This window comes from Desulfurella sp. (genome assembly GCF_049977265.1).
Lineage (GTDB): Bacteria > Campylobacterota_A > Desulfurellia > Desulfurellales > Desulfurellaceae > Desulfurella.
Genome location: NZ_JBMFGQ010000007.1, coordinates 1 through 15,658, shown reverse-complemented (window position 1 = coordinate 15,658; position 15,658 = coordinate 1). Strand labels below are relative to the sequence as shown.

The 15,658-nt window shown below is 34.4% G+C and carries 14 protein-coding genes; all 14 read left to right on the top strand.

Annotation, left to right across the window (positions count from 1 at the left end; translation table 11 throughout):
• The 14 genes from ACP5FO_RS02560 to ACP5FO_RS02495 all read left to right on the top strand — a co-directional run bounded on the left by ACP5FO_RS02560 (position 1) and on the right by ACP5FO_RS02495 (position 15,656).
• A complete protein-coding gene (locus tag ACP5FO_RS02560) occupies positions 1 to 831 on the top strand; it encodes a PSP1 domain-containing protein (RefSeq protein ID WP_428110577.1) in 831 nt (276 codons plus the stop codon).
• Positions 809 to 2,662, top strand: coding sequence for a methionine--tRNA ligase (gene metG, locus ACP5FO_RS02555; protein WP_428156973.1), 1,854 nt, complete (start codon positions 809 to 811; stop codon positions 2,660 to 2,662). Before ACP5FO_RS02560 ends, metG begins: the two co-directional genes overlap by 23 nt.
• 25 nt (positions 2,663 to 2,687) lie before the next feature.
• Complete coding sequence (locus tag ACP5FO_RS02550) at positions 2,688 to 3,557, top strand: MBL fold metallo-hydrolase (protein ID WP_428156972.1); 870 nt, start codon at positions 2,688 to 2,690, stop codon at positions 3,555 to 3,557.
• An 18-nt stretch (positions 3,558 to 3,575) separates the two neighbouring features.
• Positions 3,576 to 4,892 (top strand): sigma-54 interaction domain-containing protein, encoded by a 1,317-nt coding sequence (locus tag ACP5FO_RS02545; RefSeq protein WP_428110574.1) that lies wholly within the window; start codon positions 3,576 to 3,578, stop codon positions 4,890 to 4,892.
• 216 nt (positions 4,893 to 5,108) lie between these two features.
• Positions 5,109 to 6,440: a short-chain fatty acid transporter gene (locus ACP5FO_RS02540; RefSeq protein WP_428156971.1), complete on the top strand. Its 1,332-nt coding sequence runs from the start codon at positions 5,109 to 5,111 to the stop codon at positions 6,438 to 6,440.
• A 13-nt stretch (positions 6,441 to 6,453) separates the two neighbouring features.
• Positions 6,454 to 7,638, top strand: coding sequence for a thiolase domain-containing protein (locus ACP5FO_RS02535; protein WP_428156970.1), 1,185 nt, complete (start codon positions 6,454 to 6,456; stop codon positions 7,636 to 7,638).
• 12 nt (positions 7,639 to 7,650) lie between these two features.
• A complete protein-coding gene (locus ACP5FO_RS02530; protein WP_428156969.1) occupies positions 7,651 to 8,412 on the top strand; it encodes an SDR family NAD(P)-dependent oxidoreductase in 762 nt (253 codons plus the stop codon).
• Positions 8,413 to 8,423: 11 nt separating this feature from the next.
• The gene (locus ACP5FO_RS02525) at positions 8,424 to 9,905 is read left to right on the top strand and encodes a 4-hydroxyphenylacetate 3-hydroxylase N-terminal domain-containing protein (protein ID WP_428156968.1); all 1,482 of its coding nucleotides are present in this window, start codon (positions 8,424 to 8,426) and stop codon (positions 9,903 to 9,905) included.
• A gap of 9 nt (positions 9,906 to 9,914) precedes the next feature.
• Positions 9,915 to 10,898 carry a CoA transferase subunit A gene (locus tag ACP5FO_RS02520; RefSeq protein ID WP_272979151.1) on the top strand — a complete coding sequence of 328 codons (984 nt, stop codon included), beginning with the start codon at positions 9,915 to 9,917 and terminating at the stop codon, positions 10,896 to 10,898.
• The gene (locus tag ACP5FO_RS02515) at positions 10,895 to 11,671 is read left to right on the top strand and encodes a CoA-transferase subunit beta (protein WP_428156967.1); all 777 of its coding nucleotides are present in this window, start codon (positions 10,895 to 10,897) and stop codon (positions 11,669 to 11,671) included. Before ACP5FO_RS02520 ends, ACP5FO_RS02515 begins: the two co-directional genes overlap by 4 nt.
• Before the next feature lie 21 nt (positions 11,672 to 11,692).
• A complete protein-coding gene (locus tag ACP5FO_RS02510; RefSeq protein ID WP_291490564.1) occupies positions 11,693 to 12,169 on the top strand; it encodes a hypothetical protein in 477 nt (158 codons plus the stop codon).
• Between the two features lie 14 nt (positions 12,170 to 12,183).
• On the top strand, positions 12,184 to 13,680 hold the full coding sequence (locus ACP5FO_RS02505) for a sodium:solute symporter family protein (RefSeq protein WP_428110847.1): 1,497 nt from the start codon (positions 12,184 to 12,186) through the stop codon (positions 13,678 to 13,680).
• 13 nt (positions 13,681 to 13,693) lie between these two features.
• Entirely contained in the window at positions 13,694 to 14,455 is a 762-nt protein-coding gene (locus ACP5FO_RS02500) for a 3-hydroxybutyrate dehydrogenase (protein ID WP_025391851.1), read from the top strand.
• Positions 14,456 to 14,519: 64 nt separating this feature from the next.
• The gene (locus ACP5FO_RS02495) at positions 14,520 to 15,656 is read left to right on the top strand and encodes an acyl-CoA dehydrogenase family protein (RefSeq protein WP_159427482.1); all 1,137 of its coding nucleotides are present in this window, start codon (positions 14,520 to 14,522) and stop codon (positions 15,654 to 15,656) included.
• Positions 15,657 to 15,658 lie beyond the last annotated feature (2 nt).

Below are 15,658 nucleotides of genomic sequence, written 5' to 3'. Positions count from 1 at the left end.
ATGAGCATTGCATATGTGGTATTTAAGCATTCTAACAATATAATTCTTTTTAAATATTCAAAATTTGATTTAAATGTTGGCGATTTTGTAATTGCTGAATCAGAAAGAGGTTTAAATCTTGGCAGGGTTATAAAAATTTCCCATGAGAAAGATGACAAGTTAAAAAGCATAGTTAGAGTTGCCACGCAAGCTGATTACCAAAAATACAATGAAAATCTTATCCTGGCACAAAAAGCCAAAAGATATTGTGCTCAGGAAGCCAAAAATCTTAATTTAGACATAAAACTGGTAGATGTTGAGTATACCATAGACAATAGCAAAATCATATTTTACTTTACATCACCAACCAGGGTAGATTTCAGACACCTGGTAAAAAAACTTGCTTCTTACTTTAAAACACGCATTGAAATGCGTCAGATTGGTGTTAGAGATGAAGCTAAACTTATTGGTGGGATTGGCTTATGTGGTCAAATTGTTTGCTGCAAGCGCTTTTTGCAAAACTTTGAACCTGTATCCATAAAAATGGCTAAAGACCAAAACTTAAGCATAAGTGTTAAAAAAATATCTGGTATATGTGGCAGACTACTGTGTTGTTTGTATTACGAAGAGCATATTTATTCAGATTTTTTAAAAAATTTACCACCTAAAGGCTCAATTGTTGAAATAGATGAGCAAGAAGGTGAACTGATACTTGCAAATCCTATAAAAAACACGATTATAATAAAGGACCAAGATGGAAAAATGATAGAAGTTAGTGCCAATGCTATAAAAAATGTAATAAAAATTGCAGAAGAAAAAGGAGAAGAATATGAAATTATTGAAGAAGAGTAATTACTATGTAACTACCCCAATCTATTATGTTAACGATGTGCCACATATTGGCCATTCATATACTACAATTGCAGCAGATACTCTTGCTCGTTTTCACAGGTTAATGAAAGAAAATGTATTTTTCTTGACAGGCACAGATGAGCATGGAAAAAAGATAGAAAATACAGCTAAAGCGTTAAACAAAACACCAAAACAGTTGGCAGACGAAGTTGTTGTGAGATTTCAAAATTTATGGAAAAAACTTGATATAACAAATACAAAATTTATAAGAACAACAGATGACTACCATAAAAAAGCTGTTGCGCAAATATTTGAAAAAGTCTATAAAAATGGAGATATTTACAAAGATGAATACGAAGGCTGGTATTGTGTGCCATGCGAAACATTTCATACACAACCAGGCCCAAACAATACATGTCCAGATTGCAATAGACCACTTGAGCTAATAAAAGAAGAATCTTATTTTTTTAAATTATCAAAATATCAGGACAGATTGCTTAAGTTTTACGAAGAAAACCCAGACTTTGTAATGCCAAAATCTCGTAACAATGAAATTGTAAGTTTTGTTAAAAGTGGACTTAAGGATTTAAGTGTTACACGCATAAATCTTGATTGGGGAATAAAAGTACCTTTTGATGAAAAACACACGATATATGTATGGTTTGACGCACTATTTAACTATTTAACTGCTCTTGGCTATCCAAATGAAAATTTCCTTGAAATCTGGCCTGCTGATGTTCATCTTGTAGGAAAAGACATACTTAAATTTCACGCTGTATATTGGCCTGCGTTTTTAATGAGCCTTGGGTTGCCTCTGCCAAAGCATATTGTAGCGCATGGCTGGTGGACAGTTGATGGCAAAAAGATGAGTAAATCACTTGGCAATGTTGTAGATCCAAACGAAATGATAGAAAAATACCCGCGCGATTCATACAGATATTATCTGTTAAAAGCCGTTCCGTTTGGTATGGATGGCAATTTTAGCGAAAAAGAATTTGTTGAAAAAATAAATAGTGATCTTGTAAATGACCTTGGAAATCTAATCAATAGGTCTCTTACAATGATAGAAAAATACAATAATGGTATTGTAAAAGAAGCAACTGTGGATAATACAATAAAAAATTTAGCCCAATCAACATTTGAAAACATAAAAACTGCTTTTGATATTTTCAGATTTGACGAAGCACTTGAATCAATAATGAACTTTGTAAGATTTGCAAACAAATATATTACAGACAAACAGCCCTGGACAATTAAAGATAAAAACGAACTTGATAATGTTTTATTTAATATATATTGTGTAATAAAATTTATTAGTGGGGCAATTTTGCCTTTCATGCCAGATACAGCAAAAAAAATCTACAATCAAATAGGCTTTGATGACGATATTAGCAAAAAAGATATTGACTTTTTTTTAAACTGGAAAGCAGATACTGTAAAAATTGGAAAAAAAGAAATGCTTTTTAAAAGGTACGAATATGAGCAAAAACTTCAAGAAAGCCAGGAGCGGATTAGCATAGATGAATTTAAAAAAATAGACCTTAGGGTTGCAAAAATCTTAGAAGCAAAACCCATTGAAAAATCAAATAAATTAATGAAACTTAAAATAGACATTGGCGAAGAAGAACCAAGAACTTTAGTTGCAGGCATAAAAGAATACTTTGAACCACAAGATTTAGTTGGAAAAACAATAATAGTGGTAGCAAACTTGCAAAAGGCAAAATTAATGAATGTAGAATCAAATGGCATGTTGCTTGCTGCAAAAGATGGAAAAACTTTAAAATTATTAACTATTAACGGTGACATTAAGCCAGGAAGTAAAATTAGCTAGCACTTATATTTTTTAGGGGGTTTTTATGTTTAGCGTAGATAGCTTAAAAGTTACATGCTTATCTGAAACAAGCTGGTTTGATACAGATTTGCTTATGAGCGATATTAAAAAAGCAGGCGGGATGAATACAAACCAATATTTGATTAGCTGGGATTATAAGAATGCTGGCGGCTACAGTGCTTTGATAGAATACACAAAAAACGAACAAAAAGGTTACGCTCTACTTGATGTTGGCTGGAGAGAAAAATATATGGATTGGGTATTTGACAGAGAAGGTGTTCTTGAACTTTTAAAAAAAGATAAATTAAACGATGTTTTTATAAGCCACGAACATATGGATCATTTTTGGGGTCTAAACAGTATAACTAAAATTAGAAAGGATTTTAATTTGTATATACCGGTTGGTTTTAGCGCAAAAGGCTATGATATAATTGAAAAAAGCAATTTTAAAGGCAAACTAATAGAGGTTTATGATAGATTTCAAAACGATGAACTTTCTTCTTTTGTTTATAAAATGGATATAATTCTAGGCGTAAAAAATGAGCAAATTTTAGTATTCAATCTAAAAGATAAAGGATTTGTTACAATCACTGGCTGCTGTCATCCAGGTGTTAACGCAATGATGGAATATGTAAAAAACAATTATGGAAATAATCTTTATGGTTTATATGGCGGTTTACACATCTCGCTACTGGAAGATTGGAATGATCAAAAAGCTAAAGAAATAGAAAAACTTAGTAGCTGGGGTTTAAAAAAAGTTGCCGCGAATCACTGTACAGGTGTGGTTGCCGTCGAACATATGATAAAAAAAGGTATAAATGTAGTCGGAGGCAGTGCAAAATTTGGCAGTCAAAGCAAACTGTATGTAGGAAATTCTGATATTGTAGAATTTTAATCTAAAAATTTAAAGTAAATGATTGATATTATTTTAAATAGCACAACAAAAGATATAATAATGGATAATTTATCTGTGGGAATTTATTTTACAGATGAAAAAGGCAAAACACTGTACGTAAACAAAGCATTTGAAGAAATGTCTTTAATAAAAGCTAAAGAACTTGTGGGGAAAACACTTGAAGAGTTAGTAAAACAAAAGTACTTTACAGCATCTGCAACACTACTAGTTATAAAAACAAAAAAACCTGCTGCGGTTTCTTATATTACAAAAACAAATAGAAAACTTTTAGCTAGAGGCAAACCTTTTTTTGACCAAAGTGGAAATTTGAAATACGTAGTAAATACAGTTTATGATTTAAGTGAAGTGCACTATATGGGTGACATTGATTATGACAGCAAACAAAATAACAATAATCAGATTATTGCATTTAGCTCTCAGATGGTAAATATTGTAGACTTTGCACTAAGGGTTGCAAATGTTGATTCCACTGTGTTAATTACAGGTGAATCTGGTGTTGGAAAAGAGGTTATAGCAAAATTCATTCACGATGCAAGCCCACGCAAAAATTATCCTTTTGTAAAAGTAAATTGTGCAAGCATCCCAGAAAATCTAATTGAAACAGAGCTTTTTGGGTATGAAGGTGGAGCCTTTACAGGTGCTAACCCTAAAGGCAAAAAAGGCTTTTTTGAAGCAGCTCAAAAAGGAACAATATTTTTAGATGAAATTGGAGAATTGCCTTTAAATGTCCAGGCAAAACTACTGCAGGTTTTGCAGGATAGACAATTCACGCGAGTTGGCTCTCCTAGAATTGTTAATGTTGATGTAAGAATAATTGCTGCAACCAATAGGAACTTAAAAGATATGATATCAAATAAACTTTTTAGAGAGGATCTATACTATCGACTGAACGTTATACCAATACATATACCGCCACTTAGACAAAGAAAAGATGATATAGAGCCTCTTGTTAATTATGTAGCTTCCAGGATAAACAGTAAATACAACTTTAATAAGCAGCTCGATTCCGAGCTAATTGATTTATTTAAGTCACTTCCATGGAAAGGTAATGTAAGAGAATTAGAAAATGTTATTGAAAAACTTCTTGTAACAACAACCAAAAACATAATAACCAGAACAGACTATACTTCAATAGAAGATATTCAACAATACGATGTAAACCCAAAATTCATACTAAAAAACTATGAAAAAGAGCTTTTGCTTAATCTTTTACCAACTTGCAAAAATACGCGTGAGCTTGCCAAAAAGTTTGGCGTATCGCAACCTACAATTGTAAGAAAACTAAAACAACATAATATATCGATTCAAAAGTGAATCAAATTATACAAAAATAAATCAAAGTTTATGCTATATAAAAAATAAAATTCTAAGTATTGATTCAAAATATTTAGAATATTGCCATTTTTTAAGATTTAAATTATAAATTACTTTTTATAAAATATTAACAATATAATGAAAACATATAGTTAAATAATTAGGAACGGTTTTTGCTTTAGTTAATATCGAACAAAATTTTAAAGGGGGGTTTATATGTTAGGTAAAATTTCAAACTTTTTTGTAAAACTTATGCAAAAGTATATGCCAGATCCATTTTTATTTGTTATCGTTTTAACTTTATTGTCTTTTGTTATGGCATTGTTGCTTACGCCAACGCCATTTATAAAAATGGTTGAGGATTGGTACAAAGGTTTGTGGGCTATATTAACATTTGGTTTGCAAATGGTACTCATATTAGTAACTGGATATACTCTAGCTGAAACAAAAATTATTAAAAAATTTTTAACTTTTTTAGCTGGCATACCCAAAGATCAAGCAAATGCTGCAGTAATGATATTTTTGATTGCAGCAATAGCTTCTTTTATTAATTGGGGATTAGGGTTAATTACGGGAGCAATATTAGCCAGAGAAATAGCCAAAAGAGTGGAAAAAGCAGATTTTGGGTACCTGGTTGCTAGTGCTTACATAGGTTTTATAGTATGGGCAGGAGGCCTATCAAGTTCAATTGCATTAGTTATTGCATCAAAAGGCAACCCGATGAATATAATTGAGCAACATACACATGTAATCGTTGGTTTATCGCAAACTGTTTTTGCCTGGTATAACTTAATAGCTACTGTAATTACGGTGATTATTCTTTCTTTTGTAATATACTTTACACAACCAAAAAAAGACCTCAAAATAATTGATAAATCAATACTTGAAGCACAAGATAAAGAGTTAGAACAAGCAAAAGAAGTTAAAAAAGATAACACTTTTGCCTCCAAACTTGAAAATGCCTGGATACTTAACGTTATAGTATTTTTAATTGGTTTGATCTATCTTTTTAAATTTGGGTTTAAATTAGATATAAATAAATTTATATTCATAATGTTTTTAGTTGGACTTATTCTCCACTGGAAACCCATCGTTTATGTAAAAACTTTTAATAATGCAGCCAAAGTTACTGGCCCATTAATCTTGCAATATCCTCTATATGGTGGCATTATGGGACTTATAACTGGCAGTGGTCTTGCAGCTGTTATGGCAGGATGGTTTGTAAGTTTTTCTACAGCTCACACTTTACCTTTCTGGTCATTTATTTCATCCATAATCATTAGTTTATTTATACCATCTGGTGGAGGACACTGGGTAGTACAAGCACCTATTATGGTGCCTGCTGCACAAACCCTTGGCTCTTCTCAAGCCTTAACAGCGATGGGAATAGCTTACGGCGAACAGGTAGCAAATATGATGCAGCCATTTTGGGCATTACCTATACTAGCTATAGCCAGGCTTGGTGCAAAAGATATAATGGGCTATTGTACTTTAGCTTTATTTATTGGAACAATTATTTTTGGCTCTATGTTAATAATAGTCGGTTAAAAGGAGGAGAAACATGAGTGTATGTATTATTGGTACTTCTCATACAAAATTCGGCAAGTTGCCAGAAAACATTTATGAGCTTATAGTAAGTTCAGGTAAAAACGCTATAAAAGATGCACAAATAGACGCAAAAGAAATAGATGCTATATGGATTGCAAACTATGGTAGCCTTGATTTTAACAATCAGGGCCACCTTGGTCCTGTTAGTGTAGAAATAGACGAGTCTATAAGGTTTAAAACGTGTGTTAAAGTTGAAAGTGCCTGCGCAAGCGGCTCTGCTGCAATACTGCAAGCCATAAACGCAATCGAATCTGGCAGAGTAAAATTTGCCTTGGTTATTGGTGCAGAAAAAATGACATCACTAAATACAAAAGGTATAACAGAAGTTTTAGCAAAAGGATCTTACTGGCCACAAGAAGGTCAGATGGGTATGACTTTCCCAGGACTTTTTGCCGAGTATGCAAAAGGCTATCAAGCTCATTTTGGTTTTAGCAATGAACAATTAAGACAGATGTTTGCAAAGGTTTCATCAAAAAACCACAAAAATGCACTTTTAAACCCGCTTGCACAAATGCCACTTGATATTTCTTATGAAGATATCCTCAATATGCCAGATAGCAAAAATCCGATAATAGCTGATCCTTTAAGGCTTTTTGATTGTTCTCTAATAACAGACGGCGCAGCTGCTGTAGTTATGACCAATATAGAAAATGCTAGATCAATAAAACATGAAATTGTAGAAATAGCAGCTCTGGAGTCTGCCTGCGATTACCTATCTTTATCCAAAAGGCCTAACTATGAATTTACAGCAGGCAAAGTTGCAATAAAAAGGGCTTATGAAAAAGCAAAAATAACGCTAAACGATATAGACTTTGCCGAAGTTCATGACTGTTTTACAATTGCAGAAATATTGGCATACGAAGCCCTTGGCATAACATCGGATAAAGAAGGATACAAAGCTTTAGAAGAAGGTATTGTTTATAAAGATGGAAAAATACCTATAAACTTATCCGGTGGTCTTAAAGCCAAAGGACATCCAGTTGGTGCAACTGGCGTATCAATGGCTGTTATTGCAACAAGACAGCTTACTGGTAAAGCACTTGGCTTTCAGTTAAATAATCCAAAAATAGGACTAACATTCAATATTGGTGGATCTGCTGCAAGCAATTTTGCAACAGTATTTAAAAGAATATCCTAAAGAGGGTGTTGTATGTACGAGATTGATTTGAAAGGCAAATATGCTTTAGTAACTGGAGGCTATAGGGGCATTGGCTACACTGCAAGTATAGCTCTTGCAAAAGCAAAAGCAAATATAGTAATTGCTGCAAGAAACTATGAATTGTGTCTACAAAAAGCAAAAGAGTTAAGATCCATATTTGGTATTAATTGTCTTGCAGTAAAGATGGATGTAAGCGATTTGGAAAGTGTAAAAAATGCTGTAAACAAAGTAAAAGAAGAGTTTGGAAGAATCGATATACTTATCAATGCAGCGGGCATTTCTGGCGTTCAAAAACCTGTGATTGAGCTAAGCGAGTCTGAATTTGATGAAGTATTCAATATAGATTTCAAAGGAACATTTTTTGTATCCCAACAAGTCGCAAAAATAATGGTTGCCCAAAATAGTGGCAAAATTATTAACATTGCTTCGATCTTGGGAAAACTTGCAACACCATACATGAGTGGTTACTGCACAAGTAAAGCAGCTATTATACACTTTAGTAAAGTCCTAGCATTAGAACTTGTAAAATACAATATCCAGGTCAATGTAGTTTGTCCCGGATATTTTTTAACAGACATAAATAAATCATTTTTTAATACACAAAAAGGAAAAGAATACATAAAAGAGCGCATACCAGTAAAAAGGGTTGGAGAATTAAGTGAACTTGAAAGTACATTTATTTATCTGGCAAGCGCTCCTGGCTTTTTAACAGGCGCAGAAATTATTATAGATGGCGCCCAAACAATTATCTAAAGGAGGCTTTAATGCTTAGAACAAAAGAACAATACTTTGAAAAATTATTTTCTATGAAACCCAATGTATACATAGGTGGCAAAAAGGTTACAAGGGATGACCCCAGGCTCAGACCTGGCCTTAATGTACTTGGAGTGACATTTGATTTAGCTCAAGATGAAAAATGGAAAAATGTAGCAACGGCTCATTCAAATCTAATAAATAAAGAAGTAAACCGCTGGGCTTACCTGCCTCAAAACCCATACGATTTGATGCAAAAACAAAAGCTAATAAGGCTTGCCGCAAGGAGAGTAGGTGGTTGTATTCAGCGCTGTATGGGGCATGATGCCATAAATGCTTTAGCTATTTGCACAAAAGAAATAGATGAAGCAAAAGGTACAAACTACCATGAAAGATTTATGAATTATTTAAAGGATTACCAGGAAAATGACCTTGTTGGTTGTTGTGCCCAGACGGACTCAAAAGGTGACAGATTAAAAAGACCCAACGAACAACAAAACAAAGACCATTATGTTCATATAGTAGAAGAAAGAAAAGATGGAATAATAGTTAGCGGTTTCAAAATGTCTGTTACACAAGCAGCTTACGCAGACGAGATAATAGTAATCCCCACGCGTGCACTTAAAGCAGACGATAGGGATTTTGCCGTAGCTTTTGCCTTGCCTGGAGATTGGGATAATATGCATCTAATAACAAGACCCGTATGGCTTAGAGACAAAGATGATAAAAATGCACCACCTTTTTGTACATATGGTGTATCGGATTCTGTTATTGTATTTGACAATACATTCGTACCAAAAGAAAGAGTGTTTATGTGTGGTGAGTGGGAATTTGGCAGAAGGCTTGCGTTGCTTTTTGCAGATTCCCACAGGCATAGTTATTCTGGGTGTAAACCTGCAGTTTCCGACATCTTATGCGGCGCAGCTTCTTTGGCAGCACAAGCTAACAATATAGAAAAAGTACCTCATGTAAAAGAAAAACTAACAGAGTATGCAGGTGCGGCTGAGCTTGCATATGCAGCTGGAATTGCTGCTGCTGTATTTGGCGAAAAAACAAAATCCGGTGTATTTTTCCCAAACCCGATTTATGCAAATGTAGGCAGGAGACTAACAGGAGAACTTATCTATCATGAATATAATCTTTTAACGGAAATAGCAGGTGGTATAAGCGTTACCTTACCATTTAAAGAAGATTTTTTTGCTGAAGAAACAAAAGGATTTTTAGAACAATTCATAGTAAGAAATCCAAATCTAACTGCTGATTACTCATTAAAGTTATGGAAGTTTATAGAAGATGTTGGGGCATCACCTATGACAGCGTGGTATGAAATAGCTGGAGTTCATGGGGGTGGTTCGCCAATTATGGAAACAATAGCTTTAAGCATTGAATACGATTTTGAAACAAGAAAAAATTTAGCCCGCTATCTTGCAGGTATTGATGACTCATACGATGAATCAAAAGAGCTAAATTTAGAACCAAACGATATTAAATAGGAGGCAAATATGGAAAGCATTGGTGAGCTATTGGGATTTCATCATCCAGATGAAATGCGGGAGTTTTTTAGAAAAAAATCTAAAAAAATGACAAGTAAACTCATGGATTTAAAGCAAGCAGTTTCTCTTGTTAAAGAAGGCGACTATATATCTATAGGTGGCTTTGGTACTGTAAGAATACCTACAGCTTTTATACATGAGCTTTTAAGGGCAAAGAAAAAAAACCTAATAGCAGCATGTTTTACATCTAATGTAGATACAGACCTTTTAGCTGCAGGTAAAACATTTAATAAAGCTGATGCATCTTACATTATTTCATTTGAAGCACTTGGAGCACCAAAGGTATTAAAAAAATACTTTGAAAGTGGATCAATTCAGTTAACAGAGTGGTCCAATGGTGCAATGGGATGGCGCTATAAGGCAGCTGCCATGGGTTTATCATACTTGCCCGTAAGGTCAATGCTTGGAACAGATACGCAAAAATACTCAGCAGCAAAAGAAGTCACGTGTCCATTTACCGGCATGAAGTATTTAGCTGTCCCTGCACTGTATCCTGATGTAGCAGTTATACATGTCCATGCAGCAGATATTTATGGGAATAGTTATATACGAGGTGTTCTTGTAGCTGATGTGGATATAGCAAAAGCTTCAAAAAAGGTAATTATTACCACAGAAAAAATTGTACCAACAGAATTCTTTAGAGATAACCCGCAAAACACCACTATACCATTTTACCAGGTAGATGCAGTTGTGGTTACACCATACGGGAGTTACCCATGCAATATGCCATATGAATATTTTATGGATGTAGATCATTTAAGAGAATTTCTAAAAGCTGCAGAAGACGAAAAAACCTTCCAGGAGTATTTAGATAAAAACATATACAACTGCAATGATTTTTATGAGTATCTGGATAACTGTGGTGGCATAAGAAGGCTTGAGTATCTAAAAGATTTAGAAAGTCAAATAATCATAGAAGGAGGCCTAAGATGAACACTTACAACGATATAGAATTAATGATATGCGTAGCCTCAAGGATATTTGAAGATGGAGCAAGCGTATCTGTAGGCACAGGTATACCGTGCGCTGCTGTTATGCTTGCCCAAAAACTATATGCACCAAATATACTGATAACATTTGAAGCAGGTGCCGTTGCTCCAGTACTTCCTGCTATGCCAATATCAGTTGGTGATTCAACAACAATGCACAAAGCTCTTCAAACTGGCTCTACATGTGATCAAATGGAAATGATTCAACGAGGCCTTATCGATTACTGTTTTTTGGGGGGTGCCCAAATAGATTCCTATGGCAATATTAACTCCACAGTCATCGGCGATTACAAAAAACCAAAGGTAAGGTTTCCAGGCTCAGGAGGAGCAAACGATTTTGCTTCTATGGCATGGAGAATTGTTATGGTAGTGCCTCACTCAATAAGAAGATTTACAAACAAAATAGACTTTATCACTACACCTGGCTATCTAACAGGACCAGGTGCTAGAGAGCAGGCAGGTTTGCCACCAAATACAGGTCCATACAAAATTATTACTAACTTAGCAGTTATGGGCTTTGATGAAGAAACTAAAAGAATGACGCTTGAATCCATTCATCCAGGTGTTAGTATTGATGATGTTAAAAACAACACGGGTTTTGAATTAATAATCAAGCAAACACCTAAACAAACTGAACCACCCACACAAGAAGAATTAAGAATACTTCGTGAAGAAGTAGATCCATTTAAAGCTGTAATAGAAAGAAAAGCTGAATAATTTTATAAAAGGGGGTATTTTATGATAAAAGGTAAAGTAAAAGACGCAATATGGATCCTGGAGGGTGCTTTGGCTATCGTCATTGCCATACTTTTTTTTGCTAAGTTACCAACTCTAACAGTATTTTTTAGTATTCTACTCTTAGCAAATTTTATGCTAATTGGAGCCGGCTCAAGGGTAGATAAAATGTTTTTGATTTATCCTTATGGAACATTTTTGGTAATTTTCTGGGGAGGTTTTTTAGGCTTATTCTACTATTGGAAGCTTTACTATAATGCAATACCAAAAACTCTATTTCTTGGAATGCACCCAGGAACAGCTATTTTATGGGTTGTTTTTCTTGTATTAGGTGGCTTTCTTACAACTATTCTCTCATACACAGTGCTTTTTGAGAAAAATGTAATTTCGCAAAAAGAATGGGATGCGTTTATTTCTGATGTAGAGGATTTTAATAAAAAGCATGAACAAGAAGAAAAACCGGAAGAAGAAATTAAATAATCGGAGGACCTTTTATGAAAACAGCGGAGATAATTATAACGCTATTATATTCACTTATAGTTTTATGGTGGGCAATAAGTGCTAAAAAACAGGCTGATAAAAGTGGTGCTAAATTTTTTGCATCCAGTAAAACGTTCGGTGCTTTAGTAGCCGGTCTTGCCGCTGCAACGACTGGCATGAGCGGTTTTGGTTTTGTTGGTGGACCTGGTCTTAATTACAAATTTGGATCAGCAGTAATGTACATGGGTATATTTTTTACTGTAAGTTACGGTTTAATGATGTGGCTAAATGGTAAACCAATGAGAATGATGTCTGTAATTACTAATATCGAGACATTTGCAGATTTAGGAGATGTCAGATATGGAAGCAGAACTTTAAGGTTTTTGATAGCTATTAATTTAATTATCTGTATATTTGCCTACCTTGGAGCTCAAATTTTAGCCGGCGGATACATTTTAAATTCTATTTTTGGAATTTCAGTAAAAGCTGGTGGTATAGCGCTATTAATATTTACTCTTATATACACTGTTTACGGTGGTATGGTTGGAAGCATAAAGGTTGATTTTTTACAAGGTATCTTAAAATTATTTAGCATATTAGGCATTATTATTGGGTTTTATTATATCACAGGTGGGATGGGTCATGCAACCATAACAATTGCATCAAGTAAATTGTTTGGACCTCAGTTTATAGATCCAATAGGGCATCCGGATAATATTATGCTACCGCTTGCTATGTCGTGGGTTTTTGTTTTGGCAATTGGCGTTATAGGTCAACCACATGTAAATACAAAGCTATATTCTCTAAAAAGTTATAAAAGCCTGAAAACATTTGGACTGGTAGGTGGAGTAGGTTATGGCATAATGAGTCTTTTATACATACTGCCTGGAACAGCAGTTTTATATTTAGTAGCTTCAGGTCAGGTTAAACCATTTAAAGTACCTGATGAAACCATATTTCATTTTTTTAATCATTTACCGCCTGTTTTAGCTATTATACTTTTTGCCGGGCTTCTTGCAGCTACTATGTCTACTTCAAGTTCATTTTTAGTTATAGGTTCCTCAATTATAACAAGAGATATTCCTAAATCCTTCAAAAAGACATTATCGCAAAAAGAAGAAGTAATTTGGGGTAGGTGGGCACTGATTATTTTAACTATTGGAGCTGGTATTTTTGGATTATATGGTGGGTATATGGTTGCTCTTTTAGGTGTGCTTGGACTTGGAACATTTATCGGTGCATCTCTACCAGTTATTATTGGATATCAATGGCAAAAAGCATCTACCCAAGCAGCTATCACCTCAGAAATAATTGTTCTGTTTATGAGCATTTTTGTATCCATAGTTTATGAACAAGTGTTAAAACAAAAACTTCCAGGCGGAATTGCTGGATACTCTTACATGATTATGTTTGTTTTTATAATAATGATTTTTGTTTCTTTGTTTACAAAACAGTCTGCAGGAGACTATTTGCCAGAAAAAATGAAACTTTATTTTAAGCATATGGAATAAATAGGAGGTAAAAATGTTAAAAGACAAAGTTTGCATAGTAACGGGTGCAGCAAGCGGGATAGGTCTTTCTATAGCTCAAAGTTTTGCAAAAGAAGGTGCTAATGTTATAATGTCTGATATTAATCAAGCTTCACTAAGTCAGGAATCAGATAAAATAAAAGCCGATTATTTTGCGTCAGATTTAAGTACACAAAAAGGATGTAAAGACTTAGTGGATTATGTATTAAAAAAATACTCCAAAGTAGATATACTTGTAAATAATGCAGGTATTCAACATGTATCTCCAATTGAAAATTTCCCCGAAGATAAATGGAACTTTATAATCTCTTTGATGCTAACTGCACCTTTTTTACTTACAAAATACGTTTGGCCTTCAATGAAAGCTCAAAAATGGGGAAGAATAATAAACATAAATTCCGTGCATGGCATTAGGGCTTCAGAATTCAAAGTTGCCTATATTAGTGCAAAACACGGTCTTTCTGGTTTAACAAAAGTAGCAGCTTTGGAAGGTGCTCCATACGGTATTACTGTAAACTCTATTTGTCCATCATATGTTAGAACACCACTTGTTGATAACCAGATTGATGACCAGGCTAAAACACATGGTATACCAAGAGAAAAGGTTATAGAAGAAATTATGCTTAAAAAAGCAGCAATAAAAAAACTTATTGAGCCAGATGACATAGCAGAAGTAGCAAAATTTTTATGTACGCCTGCAGCCGACTACATAACTGGCTCGATGATGACAATTGATTGTGGATGGAGTGCTACTTAATTGATTTGATACCAATAAGGTTTATATTAAATATAATCTTATTGGTATTTTTTTGGAGGTTTTTATGATTGATTTCACTTTTACACAAGAACAGGAAGATTTTAGAAAACAAGTTGCAGACTTTACAGCCAGCAAAATTGCACCTAAAGTAAAAGAAATGGAACAAAACAAAACTGCAGACAAAGAAGTGGTAGAAGCTATAAAGCAGGCAAAGCTTACAGGTGTATTTATACCAAAAGAGTATGGCGGCTTAGGTCTTGGTTATGTTGCAAGGCTTATTGCTCTAGAAGAAATAGCTAAAGTTTCACCTGGTGTTTCCATGATGCTTCAAATATTTGGCCTGGGCATTGAGCCTATTTTAAAATCAGGCAATGATGATCAAAAACAAAGGTACCTTCCAGGTCTTTCAAGTGGTGAAAAACTCGCTACGGTAGCAGTAACTGAAACTACAGGCGGATCAGATCCAACTGGCATAGAAACAACTTACACTAAAGAAGGCAATTACTACATACTAAACGGAAGAAAAATAATGCTAACAAATGCCCCTGTTGCCAATACATTTGTAGTATTGGCAAAAGACCCAAATAACCCAAAAGCTTTTTCTACATTCATTATTGAAGATAATTTTGAAGGTTTCAAAAGGGGCAAAGACTGGAATGAAATAGGGCTTCATGGGTGCAGTGTAGGTGAGATCTTGCTCCAAAACTGTAAAGTCCCTCAAGAAAACCTACTTGGTGAAGAAGGTAAAGGTATGAGGGTAGCAATGAGCGCAATTGGCGAAGTAGGCAGAGGGGGTATGGTAGGCGTAGGTCTTGGCATAATTTCTACGCTTTTAGAGCAATCGGTTAATTTCTCAAAAAAACGCATATTGTATGGCAAGCCTATAAGCAACCTTCAAACAATACAAAATAAACTTGCACAGATGAAACTGGATCTTGAGATTTCAAGACTACTTGGCTATAGAGCAGCCAGTATGCAAGACAAAGGCCAAAGGTGTGATCTAGAGTTTGCAATGGCAAAATACTACACTACAGAAGCAGCTCAAAAGTGTGCAAAAATGGCTGTAGATATACATGGTGGCTATGGCGTAGTTGAAGAATCTATCGTCACTAGATTCTTAAGAGATTCTTTTGTACTTGGGCCATCTGCTGGAACATCCGATATTATGATGGTTATTATTGCAAGGGCTGCAATAGGGTAAAT

Bases quoted from the DNA above. Each gene is read 5' to 3' on its own strand.
- ACP5FO_RS02525 (WP_428156968.1), top strand. From the start codon at position 8,424: ATGCTTAGAACAAAAGAACAATACTTTGAAAAATTATTTTCTATGAAA.
- ACP5FO_RS02510 (WP_291490564.1), top strand. From the start codon at position 11,693: ATGATAAAAGGTAAAGTAAAAGACGCAATATGGATCCTGGAGGGTGCT.
- ACP5FO_RS02515 (WP_428156967.1), top strand. From the start codon at position 10,895: ATGAACACTTACAACGATATAGAATTAATGATATGCGTAGCCTCAAGG.
- ACP5FO_RS02520 (WP_272979151.1), top strand. From the start codon at position 9,915: ATGGAAAGCATTGGTGAGCTATTGGGATTTCATCATCCAGATGAAATG.
- ACP5FO_RS02560 (WP_428110577.1), top strand. From the start codon at position 1: ATGAGCATTGCATATGTGGTATTTAAGCATTCTAACAATATAATTCTT.
- ACP5FO_RS02505 (WP_428110847.1), top strand. From the start codon at position 12,184: ATGAAAACAGCGGAGATAATTATAACGCTATTATATTCACTTATAGTT.
- metG (WP_428156973.1), top strand. From the start codon at position 809: ATGAAATTATTGAAGAAGAGTAATTACTATGTAACTACCCCAATCTAT.
- ACP5FO_RS02500 (WP_025391851.1), top strand. From the start codon at position 13,694: ATGTTAAAAGACAAAGTTTGCATAGTAACGGGTGCAGCAAGCGGGATA.
- ACP5FO_RS02495 (WP_159427482.1), top strand. From the start codon at position 14,520: ATGATTGATTTCACTTTTACACAAGAACAGGAAGATTTTAGAAAACAA.
- ACP5FO_RS02530 (WP_428156969.1), top strand. From the start codon at position 7,651: ATGTACGAGATTGATTTGAAAGGCAAATATGCTTTAGTAACTGGAGGC.
- ACP5FO_RS02550 (WP_428156972.1), top strand. From the start codon at position 2,688: ATGTTTAGCGTAGATAGCTTAAAAGTTACATGCTTATCTGAAACAAGC.
- ACP5FO_RS02535 (WP_428156970.1), top strand. From the start codon at position 6,454: ATGAGTGTATGTATTATTGGTACTTCTCATACAAAATTCGGCAAGTTG.
- ACP5FO_RS02545 (WP_428110574.1), top strand. From the start codon at position 3,576: ATGATTGATATTATTTTAAATAGCACAACAAAAGATATAATAATGGAT.
- ACP5FO_RS02540 (WP_428156971.1), top strand. From the start codon at position 5,109: ATGTTAGGTAAAATTTCAAACTTTTTTGTAAAACTTATGCAAAAGTAT.